This window comes from Streptomyces sp. AM 4-1-1, assembly GCF_029167625.1.
Classification (GTDB): domain Bacteria; phylum Actinomycetota; class Actinomycetes; order Streptomycetales; family Streptomycetaceae; genus Streptomyces.
The window spans coordinates 3,952,907-3,965,147 of the sequence record NZ_CP119145.1 but is presented as its reverse complement, the minus strand read 5'-3'; the positions used below and the strand labels follow the sequence as shown (position 1 = coordinate 3,965,147).

Below are 12,241 nucleotides of genomic sequence, written 5' to 3'. Positions count from 1 at the left end.
CGGGACAGAGGCGGCCAAACGCGACCCGGCCTCGCACACGCCGACCGTGGACAGGCACCCCCTTGCCAAGCGCAGTTGGCCGATCCCATACTTTCCAGCATTCCGGGGCCGACCAGTCGTAGGACAATCAGGGGGACACGATGGGAAATCCTGGTGCCGTCAATAAATGTCTGACAGATCTGCTGATCGAACAGGTGCGCAGGCACCCCGACGACATCGCCGTCCGGCACGGCAGCTCCACCCTCACCTACGGCGAACTGCTCGCCGAAAGCCTCGACCTCGCCCGTCACCTGCACCAGCTCGGGGTCGAGAGGGACAGCCCGGTGGGCGTCCTGGTCGGCCCCTCGCTGGATCTCATGATCGGCACCTGGGGCACGCTCTTCTCCGGCGGAGCCTATCTTCCGCTGTCACCGGATTATCCGGACGCACGGCTGCAATACATGCTGGAGGATTCCCGCGTATCGGTCGCTTTCTGCGAGGAATCACTCCGCGACCGACTGGAGCAGATCGCTCCGCGCGGGATCACGATCACCACCCTGGAGGACGCGGCGGAATACCGGAAATCCGGTCGGGCCGAAACGCATGACACTCCGCTCGACAATCCGGAACCGCAGGGCCTCGCATACGTCGTCTACACCTCGGGAAGCACCGGGAAGCCCAAGGGTGTGATGATCGAGCACCGCAGCATCGTGCACCAGATGAACTGGCTCCTGCGCAAGTCCTACCTGGGCCCCGCACGCGTCGTGCTCCAGAAGACCCCGATGAGTTTCGACGCCGCGCAGTGGGAGATCCTGGCCCCGGCCTGCGGCAGCGAGGTCGTCGTCGGAGTCCCGGGAATTCATCGCGATCCGCATCTGATCATCCAGACCGTGGTACGTGACGGAATCACCACACTCCAATGCGTTCCCACCCTGCTGCAAGCACTCGTCGACACCGACGAACTGCACCGCTGCACCTCGCTCACCCATGTGTTCAGCGGCGGCGAAGCCCTTTCCGGCAAACTCGCACGGCAGTGCGCGGAAATCCTGCCGGACTGCGCCCTCGTCAATCTCTACGGGCCGACCGAGTGCACCATCAACGCCTCGGCGCTCACGGTCGGCCCGGCGGTGCTCGGCGACGGAGCACGGTCCCTCCCGATCGGCACCCCCGTGGACGGACTGCGCCACCACGTCCTCGACGCCCACCGCCGGCCACTGGGCCCCGGTGAGACGGGCGAGCTGTACATCAGCGGGGTCCAGCTGGCCCGCGGCTACCTGCACCGCCCGGACCTCACAGCGGAACGTTTCGTCACAAGTCCCGTCGCGGACCCCGCCCCCCACGACCGGCTCTACCGCACGGGCGACCTGGCGCACTGGAACCCGGACGGCACCCTCCAGTTCGCGGGACGGGCGGACAACCAGGTCAAGCTGCGCGGCCACCGCGTCGAACTCGACGAGATACGCCTCGCCATCGAGGCCCACGACTGGGTGCGGAACGCGGCGGTACTCGTCCGCGACGACCCGCGCACCGGCTTCCAGAACCTGATCGCGTGCATCGAACTCAGCCGCCGCGAAGCCGCGTTGATGGACCAGGGAAACCACGGGGGCCACCACCTGTCGAAGTCGTCCCGGCTCCAGGTGAAGGCCCAGCTGGCCGGCGGAGGCGTCCGCGACTCCGACGACCTGGCGGGCCGCACGGCCGTCGCCCTGCCGGGCGCCACACCCACCCCGCAGCAGCGCCGCCGCGCGTTCGCCCGCAAGACGTACCGCTTCTACGACGGCGGCCCCGTCAGCGCCCAGGACGTGACGGCGGCACTGGAGCGACGGGTGACGGGGGCCGCGCCACGCTCCCCCGAGGACATCACCCTCGCCGAACTCGGCGCACTGCTCAGGAACTTCGGCCGGTTCACCAGCCAGGACCGGCTGCTGCCGAAGTACGCGTACGCCTCACCCGGATCGCTGTACGCCGCACAGCTCTATCTGGAGCTCGCCGGGATCGGGGGCCTGAGGCCGGGGTGCTACTACTACCACCCGCTGCGCCACGAGCTGTACCTGATCCGTGCCGCCTCCGAACCCCGCCCCGCACCCGGCGTCCGGCTGCACTTCATGGGCCGCAGAGGCGCGATCGAGCCGGTGTACCGGAACAACATCCGGGAGGTGCTGGAGATCGAGGCGGGCCACATGGTCGGCCTGTTCGACGAACTCCTCCCGGCCCACGGCCTCGCCGTCGTCGAGGCGCCCCACGACCCCGGCGCCCCCGCACGGCTGGAGTGCCCACCGGAGGACTTCCACCTGGGCAGCTTCGACCTGACCGGCTCGGACCCGGAGCACCGGCCGCACGGCGGGAGGGACGCGGCCGACATCCACGTCCAGTTCCATCCGGGCGGCGGACACGGCATGCGCAGCGGACAGTACGAGTACCGCGACGGCCGACTGGAGTGGTACTGCGACGAGTTGGTCCTCAAGCGCCATGTCATCGCCATCAACCAGGCGGCGTACGAGCGGTCCGGCTTCGGCATCACCGTCGTCAGCCGGGCGGACCAGGACCGGGGCGGCTACCTCGACCTGGGGCGAAGGCTCCAGCACCTGATGCTGAACACGTCCGGCCTCGGCTTCATGTCGGCCGGTTACAGCTCCCGCACCGGCCAAGACCTGCCCGCCGCCCGGCGGATGGAGGGCATCCTCCGGGAGAACGGGCGGGCGACCGGCCCCTCGTACTTCTTCGTCGGCGGCCGGGTGAGCGACGAACAGCTCGCCCACGAGGGGATGAACGAGGACGCCGTCCACATGAAGGGCCCGGCGGAGCTGATCAAGGAGGACCTGGTCGCCTCGCTGCCCGAGTTCATGCTCCCCAACCGGTTCCTGGTCATGGACAACCTGCCGCACACGCCCAACGGGAAGATCGACACCAAGGCCCTCGAAGCACACGCGGACCGGACCGCGGCCCTCGACGACCGTCCGGTCGTCGCCCCGCGCAACAGGACCGAGTCGAGGCTCCGCGACCTGTGGAGAGCGGCCATGAAGCGCGATGTCGTCTCCGTCCGGGACGACTTCTTCGAGTGCGGAGGCAACTCCCTCATCGCGGTCTCCCTGGTGAACCGCATCAACCGCGAGTTCTCCCGGACGCTCCCGTTCCAGGTGATCTTCGAGGCCCCGACCGTGGAGCAGTTGGCGGTACGCGTCGACGCCCCGGACGCCGCGCCCTCGTCCCGGCTGATCCCGCTGGCGGCCGGGGGCACCGCCCGCCCGGTCTTCTGCTGGCCGGGCCTGGGCGGCTACCCCATGAACCTCCGTCCGCTGGCGGCCCGCACCGCCGCCGACCGGCCGTTCCACGGCGTCCAGGCCCACGGCCTCAACAGCGGGGAGACCCCGTACGCCGACATCGGGGAAATGGCCGCCGCCGACATCGAGGCGCTGCGCCGGGTCCAGCCGGACGGCCCGTACACCCTGTGGGGGTACTCCTTCGGCGCCCGGGTCGCCTTCGAGACGGCCCGGCAGCTGGAACGGTCCGGCGCCCGGGTGGACCAGCTGTTCCTGCTGGCCCCGGGCTCCCCCCGGATACCCGGCGACCGGGCACCGGGCCGGTCCGCGGCGGACTTCGCCGACCCGGCCTTCGTCACGCTCCTCTTCTCCGTCTTCGCCGGCACGATCAGCGGCCCGCTCCTGGACTCCTGTCTGCGGACCACCCGGGACGAGGAGAGCTTCACGGAGTTCGTGATCCGCCGCTTCCCGCAGCTCGGCGCGGGACTGATCCGCCGGGTCATCGCCGTGGTCCGCCTCACGCACCGCTTCACGTACGACGTCACCGACCCGGCCCACCGCCCGCTGCGGGCGCCCGTGACGGTCTTCAAGGCGCGCGGCGACACCCCTTCCTTCATCGAGGGCACCCCGGCCCACACCGCCGACGCGCCCGCCGTCGTCCACCTGGACGCGGACCACTACGGGGCGCTCCGGGACCCGGGCGTGGACGAACTCGCCAAGGCGATCCGCCGCGCACGTGCCACCGCGGCGCAATCACCCGGACACCGATGAGTCCGGGCCGGCGGGACGGGCGGGGCCGGCCGGTCCGGAGAGGGCAGAGGGCGGGCGTCGGGCGACGCCCCGGAACGCCGAGGCCGGTGCACCGCCTGCCCGGCGCCCGTCAGTCCGAGGGGTGATCGAGCCTGTCGAGGTGCCGGATCATGCCGTCCCGGACGGGCTCGACGTCCAGCATCGAGTTGACCTTGTGGAGGTGCGACCAGCACACGAACTCCTCCTTGGGCCAGTACCCCCGGAAGAACCGCTTCGTGGGGCGCTTGACCAGCCCTTCGGTCAGCGGCATGACGAGGGTGCGGCCGTCCTCCATGAGCACCAGGCGGGTCCCGCCACTGCCGTCGGACGTCTCCCAGTAGCTGCTGAACACCCACCCGTGACCGTGGATGTCCGGCGTCACGTAGAAACGCCGGAAGTTGTTCGCGGTCGGCTCGACGGTCCGGTAGCCGTGGACCGCGACCGACGGCCGCCGACCACGCTTGCGCAGCGCATCGGCGAACTCCCCGAGCAGCGGAGCGAGAGCGTTCTCCGCGTCCTCGGCCTGTCGCCGACGACGCTCCGCCTCCGCCTGCCGTTCCGCTTCCAGCCGCCGCGCGCCCTCTTCCAGAGTCATGGGCGCACGTTACGCCCATCCGACGAACGTGCAGAAGGCGCAGAAGGCTATGAGGCGGTACGCACACCACACCTGCGGTCGACCGACCGGGAACTGTCCCGCGGGCCCCCTTGTGACGCCACTGTGACGGGATATGTGGCCTGCCTCACAGCCCGTTCGAACAGCCCCTGGTGTCCTGAGCGGATGCGTCCCGCCACTCCTCTCGCCCTGTCCGCCGTCCTCGCGAGCGCGTTGCTCCTCACCGGGTGCGGAACACGGGACGCCGACTCCGCCGGCCCCGGCTCGTCCGGTGCGTCCGCCGCCTCCGGTTCCCCGACGTGCACGCCGTCCCCACCCGTCGGCGATCCCGACCGGCTGAAGCGGGACGGCGTGACCGTCCTCGGCCGGGGCTGCGGTCCGTCGGCGACGGCCACCGAGTTCGAGGTCACCAACTCCGGGTCGCAGGCGCTCACGTACACCATCAACTTCGCCCTCATGAACGACGCCGGTGAGGCCATGGACAGCACCATCCGGACAGTGGCGTCCGTGGGTCCCGGCCGCACTGTCAGGGACATCGTCGACACGGCGAGGACGGGGGCCGACGGCAACGGCTGGCCGCGCGTGCAGATCACCAAGGTGCGTGCCGTTCCCGCGAACGAGGCGTCCGGTTCGGCCGGGGCGTGTCCGCCCTCCGGTATCCGGGTCACGACCGACGAGGGCGACGCCGCCATGGGGCTGCGGGTCGTGGGGCTCCATCTGACCAACTGCGGAACCGGTGACTACCGCCTCGACGGCTATCCCCAGCTCCAGCTTCTCGACGCGAACCATGAGCCGGTGACCGGCGTACGAATCCTCCGGGGCACCTCCGAGATCTCCACCGGTCTCGGCTCGGACGCCCCGCCCGGACCCGTGACACTGAAGCCGGGCGAGTCCGCGTTCGCCCGGCTGGCCTGGCGCAACACCACCGGGTTCGGCGAGGCCGTGAACGCCCCGTACGCCAGGGTGACGGCGAGGCCCGGGGCCACGGCGGTGACCGTGACACCGGAGTTCGACCTGGGCACCACGGGGAAGCTCGGCACGGGCCCGTGGCAGAAGGAGCAGCCGAAGGCGCGGTGAGGTACGACCGGCGCCGCAGACGCGGGCGGCGTGGCGGCTTGCACGGGCGGTGGTCGCTCCGGCTGTGTGACCGGCACGATCGCCACTGCCACGCCGTCAGCCGTTGCGGGCGGCGTTCGCGAGCATCGCGTCGCGCATGTACACCGCCAGGCCGGGCCGGATCGCCTCGTAGGTGGCGGTGAAACGCTCGTCCGCCACGTACATCTCGCCGAGGCAGGTGTGGATCTCGTACGAGCACGCGTAGTGGTTCCGGGCGATGGTCTCGCGGTGTTCCTCGGCGCCGTCCATGGCCTCACCGGAATCCGCCGGGACGCCGCGCACCAGTAGCTCGCCCATGCGCCGGTGGACGGCGTCGAACTCCTCGGTGATGCGTCTCCAGTCGTCCTTGCCGTACGACGCGGCCTTGCGCTGCGATTCCCGGTACGCCTCGGTGTCACCCCAGCGCTGTTCGACCTCCTCCGCGTGGTCGTCCGGGTCGAAGTCACCGAAGACCTCGAACTTCTCCTCCGGGCTGAGATCGACGCCCGTCTTCTTCGCCTCCATAGCGTTGCCAACGGCCGCGGCCATCTCCTGGAACCTGGCGATCCGGGTGGTCAGCAGGTCGTGCTGACGCCGCAGGTGTTCCTGCGGATCGGCGTCCGGGTCGTCCAGGAGGGCCGCGATGTCGTCGAGCGGAAAGCCGAGTTCCCGGTAGAACAGGATCTGCTGCAACCGGTCGAGGTCGGCGTCGTCGTAACGCCGGTGTCCCGCATGGCTGCGGCCCCCCGGCACGAGCAGTCCGGTCTCGTCGTAGTGGTGCAGGGTGCGCACAGTGATCCCGGCGAAGCCGGCGACCTGTCCCACCGAGTAACCCATGTCCGCTCCTTCATCGGTACGTCCCCCACCATGTGCCCTCACGTGACGTGAGGTGCAAGCCGGGCCGGGAGGGGAACTGCTGCCGGTGGGCGCGGACCCCCGCGAGATCGTCAGGAGCCCGTGCCCGTCAGCCCTTCGCCTTCGGGTGGGTGCGGACGACGGCCTGGTCGCCGTGGGGGCCGAACAGGTGCAGGATTTCCACCACTTCGGTATCGGCCGGGCCGAACCAGTGCGGTTCGGTGGTGTCGAACTCGGCCACCTCGCCCGGTCGCAGAGTGACCTCCTGCTCCCCGATGACGAGGCGCAGCTCGCCTGCGAGGACGTAGAGCCATTCGTAGCCGGAGTGGGTCACCAGTCTCGGTTCGCGGTGCGCGAGGACCTGTTTGAAGACCTGGACCCGGCCCGGGTACTGCGTCAGCGGGACGAGGACGCTTCCCCGGCCACGGCTTCGCGGTTTCAGGTGGACCCGCGGATCACCGGTGGCCGGAGCCGCCACCAGTTGGTCCAGCGCGACGCGGTGGGCACGGGCGAGCGGGATGAGGAGGTCGAGTGTCGGACGCCGCCGGCCCGACTCCAGGCGTGACAGCGTGCTCACGGAGATCTCGGTGTCCTCCGCGAGGTCTTCGAGGGTGAGACCGCGGTCGCGCCGCAGTGCGCGCAGCCGTGGTCCGATGCTGTCGAGCAGTTCGGCGAGGTCGGCTTCCATGCCCGTCATTTTGCGGTCTCCGCAAATTCCCTGGGCCTGGGCCCCCGCCCGGCCCGAGCCTGGGCGGCAGTCGATCCCGTTGAAGGGGGACCTCCCGTGCTCACGTCATCCTTGTCCGCCCCGCCCTCACCACCGAGCGCGCGTCGGCGCTGGACGGTATTGGCGGTCTGCGCGCTCAGCATGTTCCTGGTGGGTGTGGACACCACCATCGTCAATGTGGGTCTGCCCGAGATCGGGCGGGGCCTCGACGTGGGCATCCATGGTCTTGAGTGGGTCGTCGATGCCTACACCGTGGTCCTGGCCGGCCTCCTCGTCGTCTCCGGCGCGCTCGCGGACCGCTTCGGACGCCGCCGGATCTTCCGGTGCGGACTGCTCGTCTTCGGTCTGGCCTCCCTCGTGTGCGCCCTCGCCCCCTCGCTCGGCGTGCTCGTCGCGGCTCGGGCCGTCCAGGGGGCCGGGGCCTCGATGCTGAGCCCCGTGGCCCTGGCGATCGTGGTGAACGCGATGCCCGACCCGAGGGAACGGGCTCGGGCGATCGGCGTGTGGGCGTCGGTCTTCGGCCTCAGCATGGCGGTGGGGCCGGTCACCGGCGGGGCGCTCATCGCCGCGTTCGGCTGGCGTTCGGTGTTCTGGATCAACGCACCGGTCGTCGTCACGGCCCTCGTCCTGGTCGCCGTGTTCGTACCGGAGTCCCGCGCGGAGCGTGCCCGGCGCCCCGACCTGCCCGGCCAGGCGCTCCTCACTGCCGTCCTCTGCCTCTTCGTCGGCATCCTCATCGAAGGGCCCCGCATCGGCTGGGCCTCGCCCGCTGCCCTCACCGGCTACGCCCTGCTCACGGCGGCGACGGCCGGGTTCGTCCTGGTCGAGCTACGCCGCGACGAACCCCTCATGGACCTCCGCCTCTTCCGTCGACCGCCGTTCGCGACCGCGGTGCTCGGCGCGACGGCGGTCTTCGTCGCGCTGAACGTGAGCCTGCTGCTCAACACCCTCTACCTCCAGCACGCCCGCGGCTGGACACCGCTCGCGTCCGGGGCCGCGACCCTGCCCATGGCGCTCGGGGCCGTCCTGTGCGCCCCCTGGTCCGGGGCGCTGGTCGGCCGTCTCGGACCACGGCGTCCGCTGCTCCTCGCGGGCGGGTTCACCACGGTCGGCGGTCTGTGCCTGATGAACCTGGGCCAGGACACGAGCGTGCCGCTGATCCTCTTCTCCTACCTGCTGATCGGTGTCGGGTTCGGCTTCGCCAACGCCCCCCTCACCAACACCGCGGTCAGCGGCCTGCCGCGTTCCCGGGCGGGCGTGGCAGGGGCGATCACGTCCACCGCACGCCAGGTCGGTGCGGCGATCGGCATCGCTGTCGCCGGTGGCCTCGTCGCGGGCACCGACCCCGCCGGTCTCGCCGCCGCGTCGCATCCGGGATGGCTGCTCGTGGCGGCCTGCGGACTGTTCCTCTTCGTCGTGGCGCGGGCCTCACGGCCGACGGCCGTCGGCACTCCCGCCGGAAGACCTGGAGAGCCGGGCACCACCGGCTGATCCGCGCGCACGCGCAACAGCGTCAGGGCCCCACACCCCGGCGGGTGTGAGGCCCTCGGCACGCGTGCCCTGTCCGCGACACCGGCCTCCGCTCGTGCGGGGACTACGGTGTCGGCGCCCGGCCGGGCAGGTGGCCGATCAACTCGGCGGCGGGCACCAGGTGCACGCCGAGGCCGGAGATCTCCGCCAGCCCCACCTCGGTTGCGCGGGACACGGCATCGGGGACGAGCACGACGCGGTAATCGCGCTCGCACGCCTCGATGACGCTGGCCCGAGGGCAGTTGGGCAGGTTGCACCCGGCGAAGACCAGCGTGTCCACCCCACGCGCACGGAGCAACTCGTCGAGCCCGGTGCGGTAGAAGGCCCCCCACCTCGGCTTGAACAGGACGAACTCGTGCGGACCTAGCTCCTGCGGCCTGCCCGACTTGAGCAGGTCGACATCGAGTTCGGCCGCACCGGCCGGAGCCATTCCCTCGGCGAGCTGGCTGCCGGGAGTGCCGGGAGCGGCAAGGTCCACCCCGCTCTCCAACAGGCGGCGGCGGGACGGTTCGGCGTTGCCGCCACCGACGTCGTACAGCCGGACGATGTGCACCACCGGGCGCTGAGCGGTACGGAACGCGGAGACAACCTCACGGATGCGGGGAAGCGCCTCGGTCGTCCCGGCGACGCCGTACGGCGCTTCCGACAGAAAGTCCCGCTGCACGTCGATGGTGATGAGCGCGGCGGAGGCGAACCGCGGCGCGGTGTAAGGGTCGTCGAATATCTGGTCGATGCTCAAGGGAACGCTCCCTGCGTTCGCCGGCCCTGTCGGAGGGCGGCTTCTGAATCGTGGCTGAGATGACGAAGTCCGGACGCCGGGCAGGAATGCCACCCGCAGGCCGTACAGAGCTGGGCGTACGTGCGCCCGGCACGGCGTCGGAGGGGCTGGTGGCCACCGCGCTCGGTCCCGGAGGGCAGCCAGGTCCGACGAAGCCGCCCCGGTGGTACTGCCCTCAGCGGAGTGAGGCCGATGAGCCGTTCACGGTGGCGGGCGGGCTGCGCCAGGCGCTTCTTCGTGAGAGCGCGGCTGGGCACGGCCCGGACAGACCATGGGGAGATGAGAGTAACTGCCGGGAGATCACGCACCATCGCCCAGGCTGTCCGCGCGGGCTTTTGCGCCGTCACACCATCGGTCGTCAGGCCACTTTACTCGTCGTGTTCCTTCACCACGCCGTCACCGGCCGGACGAGCGCACTCGGTCGACACCCCACGACCACCTCCTGGATCAGCTCTTCGGGACGGTCCGTCGACCTCCGGGACCCGGACCCGGTCCATCAGCGGCTCGGCCTACCGGGTCGGGGCCGCCCGGCGGGCCGGGACGCTCGCACGGGCGAGGACGGACAACTCGAACGGGCGGAGCGCGTCGGTACGTTCCCACTCCGCGGGGCCGATCGTCTCGCGTTGCCGGACGTACTCGATCGGCTGGAGCCGGTGCTCAAGCAGAAGCGCGTCCATCTGCTCGATGCCGAGGAACGTGCGCCAAGGCTCGCCCTGCTCGGCCGCCGCAGCCATGACCAGCTCCGCGTACGACTGACCGGCCTCGTCGCGGACTCCGGCCGGCAGAAGGTGCTCCACGACGATCTCCGTGCCGGGTGCGAAGCCGCTGACGACGGCCAGGGTCTGCCCGATCGCCTCCGAGGTGAGGTACATCGTGACCCCGAGCCAGCTGACCAGCGCGGGGCGGCCCGGGTCGAAGCCGGACCGCACGAGGTGATCGGCGAGTGACCGGGCGGACTCCTTCTCGAAGTCGACGGGGACGAAGAAGGCGGATGGCGGCACCTTCGTCGCCGTCTCGGCCAGCAGCGTCTGTTTCCAGTGCTGGGTCGCGGGCTTGTCCACCTCGAACACCCGGACGCGGTCGGCGAGTTCCGACCGGTAGGCGAAGGAGTCCAGCCCCGCGCCGAGGATCACGTACTGGTCGACGCCCCGGCCGACAAGCTCAGCCAGCCGGTCCTCGGTGTAGCGGCTGCGGGTGACGGCCGCCGTCCGAGCGCCGGACAGGGCTGGGTGGCCGCCGTGGGACCGGTGGTAGCCGAGGAGTTCTTCGGCGCGCTCCCCCAGGAAGGTCTGTGCGAGGGTGTCGGCGAAGATCGGAGGGGTTCCGTCGACGAGAAGGTGCGCCGCGCGTGCTGCGGCCGACATAAGGGCTGTCCGACTGGGTTGCGCCTTGTTCATCATGACGCAGGACATTAACCCAGCAATTTGAGATTATACCACAAAAACAAAACTTTCGGAAGAGCTTCCGAGTTCCGTCTCGATAACGAATGCGATCCCCGCGATTTCCGAAATGACCTGCGGATCAGCTCCGAAAAGCACCGAACCACTACGCGTTCCACCCCTCACGGGAATGCCCGGCGGCCGACAACACCGAACCGATTACGGGCCGACCTGTGGAGCAGAGCCACCAGGCACCTCGCGGCGGGCACGGTGCAGACGTACCCGAGTTCCCGCAGGGGCGGCAGGGGCGGCAGGGGCCGCAGTACGCGGTGGGGTGGCGCCCGACGACGTAAATGAGGTCTCCTCGGCGATGTGACGGCTGCGGTGTGTGACAGCCTGCGTGTGCCCGTCCAAGAACCCCCTTCCTGTCTCCCTGCTGGACGCGGGGGGCGGGATTTCGCTGTTTCGCCGACAGAACACCATCCGGCGTCCATTCTGATGAGCGTGAGCTGTGGGTGCGTTTCGCGCCGGAGGAGTGACCGGAGTGCCTGAGCTGACCAGTACGGCCGCGCTGAACGACCTGTTCGAGGAGTTCGAGCACACGGCTTGGCGGCTTGAAACGGCCCCTCACCCGGAGGTGTGTGTTGTCGGACTTCGATGATCTGGTCGCAGCCGAGCGCCGCAGGATCGCGGCCGGGGAAATGGAGCGGGAGGCACAGGAACGGTCGAAGCACGAGCAGTGGGAGGAGACGCTGAGCAGCGCGCGTGCTCTCCTCAAGGCGGCCGTGGGGTCGTTGCGCGCCGCGCGGGCGGAACCGGTCCCGGTTCTGAGCAGGCGCAAGGCGGGTCTCTTCGGTTCGACGGATCGGACGGTGATCGTCGACCGGCGTTGGCCCCTCGGCCGGTTCGCCCTGGACGCGGAGGCCCGCGCGTACAGGTGCGGTCGCGTCATGCGCCTGAGGGACACGTGGGAGAACGTCGACCATCCCCTCGTCCTCCCCAAGGTACGCAAGTCCCGTCTGCGCACCGGGCTGTCGGAGGACCAGTGGGTGATGTGGGACGAAGAACCGATCGCGTGGAGTGTCGCCGAGGCGGTTCGTACCGGCGGGGCTGCCTGCTTCGGACGAGCCGAGGACGGTACGCCCCTCCTGCTGCCGGCGCATTCCGATGACGAGCCGGTGCCGCTGAAGCAGTACCTGGCGACTTCCGCAGCGGGCTACAACAGATAGGCGCGGG

At 70.3% G+C, this 12,241-nt stretch carries 9 protein-coding genes; 4 read left to right on the top strand and 5 right to left on the bottom strand.

Features of this window, described 5'->3' with window-relative positions; all coding sequences use genetic code 11:
- Positions 1-140 precede the first annotated feature (140 nt).
- The gene (locus PZB75_RS17030) at positions 141-4,010 is read left to right on the top strand and encodes an amino acid adenylation domain-containing protein (RefSeq protein ID WP_275536158.1); all 3,870 of its coding nucleotides are present in this window, start codon (positions 141-143) and stop codon (positions 4,008-4,010) included.
- Positions 4,011-4,119: 109 nt separating this feature from the next.
- Here the strand turns inward: PZB75_RS17030 and PZB75_RS17025 are convergent, their stop codons facing one another.
- Entirely contained in the window at positions 4,120-4,623 is a 504-nt protein-coding gene (locus tag PZB75_RS17025) for a hypothetical protein (protein ID WP_275536157.1), read from the bottom strand.
- Between the two features lie 183 nt (positions 4,624-4,806).
- Between PZB75_RS17025 and PZB75_RS17020 the strand changes: the two genes are divergently transcribed.
- Entirely contained in the window at positions 4,807-5,718 is a 912-nt protein-coding gene (locus PZB75_RS17020; RefSeq protein ID WP_275536156.1) for a DUF4232 domain-containing protein, read from the top strand.
- Positions 5,719-5,814: 96 nt separating this feature from the next.
- On the opposite strand, the gene PZB75_RS17015 is transcribed toward PZB75_RS17020, so the two are convergent.
- On the bottom strand, positions 5,815-6,573 hold the full coding sequence (locus tag PZB75_RS17015) for a MerR family transcriptional regulator (protein ID WP_275536155.1): 759 nt from the start codon (positions 6,571-6,573) through the stop codon (positions 5,815-5,817).
- 127 nt (positions 6,574-6,700) lie between these two features.
- Positions 6,701-7,279: a helix-turn-helix transcriptional regulator gene (locus tag PZB75_RS17010; protein ID WP_275538741.1), complete on the bottom strand. Its 579-nt coding sequence runs from the start codon at positions 7,277-7,279 to the stop codon at positions 6,701-6,703.
- 96 nt (positions 7,280-7,375) lie between these two features.
- Here PZB75_RS17010 and PZB75_RS17005 point away from each other — a divergent pair, with 96 nt between their 5' ends.
- A complete protein-coding gene (locus PZB75_RS17005) occupies positions 7,376-8,809 on the top strand; it encodes an MFS transporter (protein WP_275536154.1) in 1,434 nt (477 codons plus the stop codon).
- A 103-nt stretch (positions 8,810-8,912) separates the two neighbouring features.
- On the opposite strand, the gene PZB75_RS17000 is transcribed toward PZB75_RS17005, so the two are convergent.
- Positions 8,913-9,587: an isochorismatase family cysteine hydrolase gene (locus PZB75_RS17000; RefSeq protein WP_275536153.1), complete on the bottom strand. Its 675-nt coding sequence runs from the start codon at positions 9,585-9,587 to the stop codon at positions 8,913-8,915.
- Between the two features lie 548 nt (positions 9,588-10,135).
- Positions 10,136-10,990, bottom strand: a complete 855-nt coding sequence (locus PZB75_RS16995) for a class I SAM-dependent methyltransferase (RefSeq protein ID WP_275536152.1) — start codon at positions 10,988-10,990, stop codon at positions 10,136-10,138.
- Positions 10,991-11,649: 659 nt separating this feature from the next.
- Between PZB75_RS16995 and PZB75_RS16990 the strand changes: the two genes are divergently transcribed.
- Positions 11,650-12,234, top strand: a complete 585-nt coding sequence (locus PZB75_RS16990) for a hypothetical protein (protein WP_275536151.1) — start codon at positions 11,650-11,652, stop codon at positions 12,232-12,234.
- Positions 12,235-12,241 lie beyond the last annotated feature (7 nt).

Excerpts from the sequence above, each read along its gene's own strand:
- PZB75_RS16995 (WP_275536152.1), bottom strand. The coding sequence starts at position 10,990 with ATGTCGGCCGCAGCACGCGCGGCGCACCTTCTCGTCGACGGAACCCCT.
- PZB75_RS17020 (WP_275536156.1), top strand. The coding sequence starts at position 4,807 with ATGCGTCCCGCCACTCCTCTCGCCCTGTCCGCCGTCCTCGCGAGCGCG.
- PZB75_RS17010 (WP_275538741.1), bottom strand. The coding sequence starts at position 7,279 with ATGGAAGCCGACCTCGCCGAACTGCTCGACAGCATCGGACCACGGCTG.
- PZB75_RS17030 (WP_275536158.1), top strand. The coding sequence starts at position 141 with ATGGGAAATCCTGGTGCCGTCAATAAATGTCTGACAGATCTGCTGATC.
- PZB75_RS17025 (WP_275536157.1), bottom strand. The coding sequence starts at position 4,623 with ATGACTCTGGAAGAGGGCGCGCGGCGGCTGGAAGCGGAACGGCAGGCG.
- PZB75_RS17015 (WP_275536155.1), bottom strand. The coding sequence starts at position 6,573 with ATGGGTTACTCGGTGGGACAGGTCGCCGGCTTCGCCGGGATCACTGTG.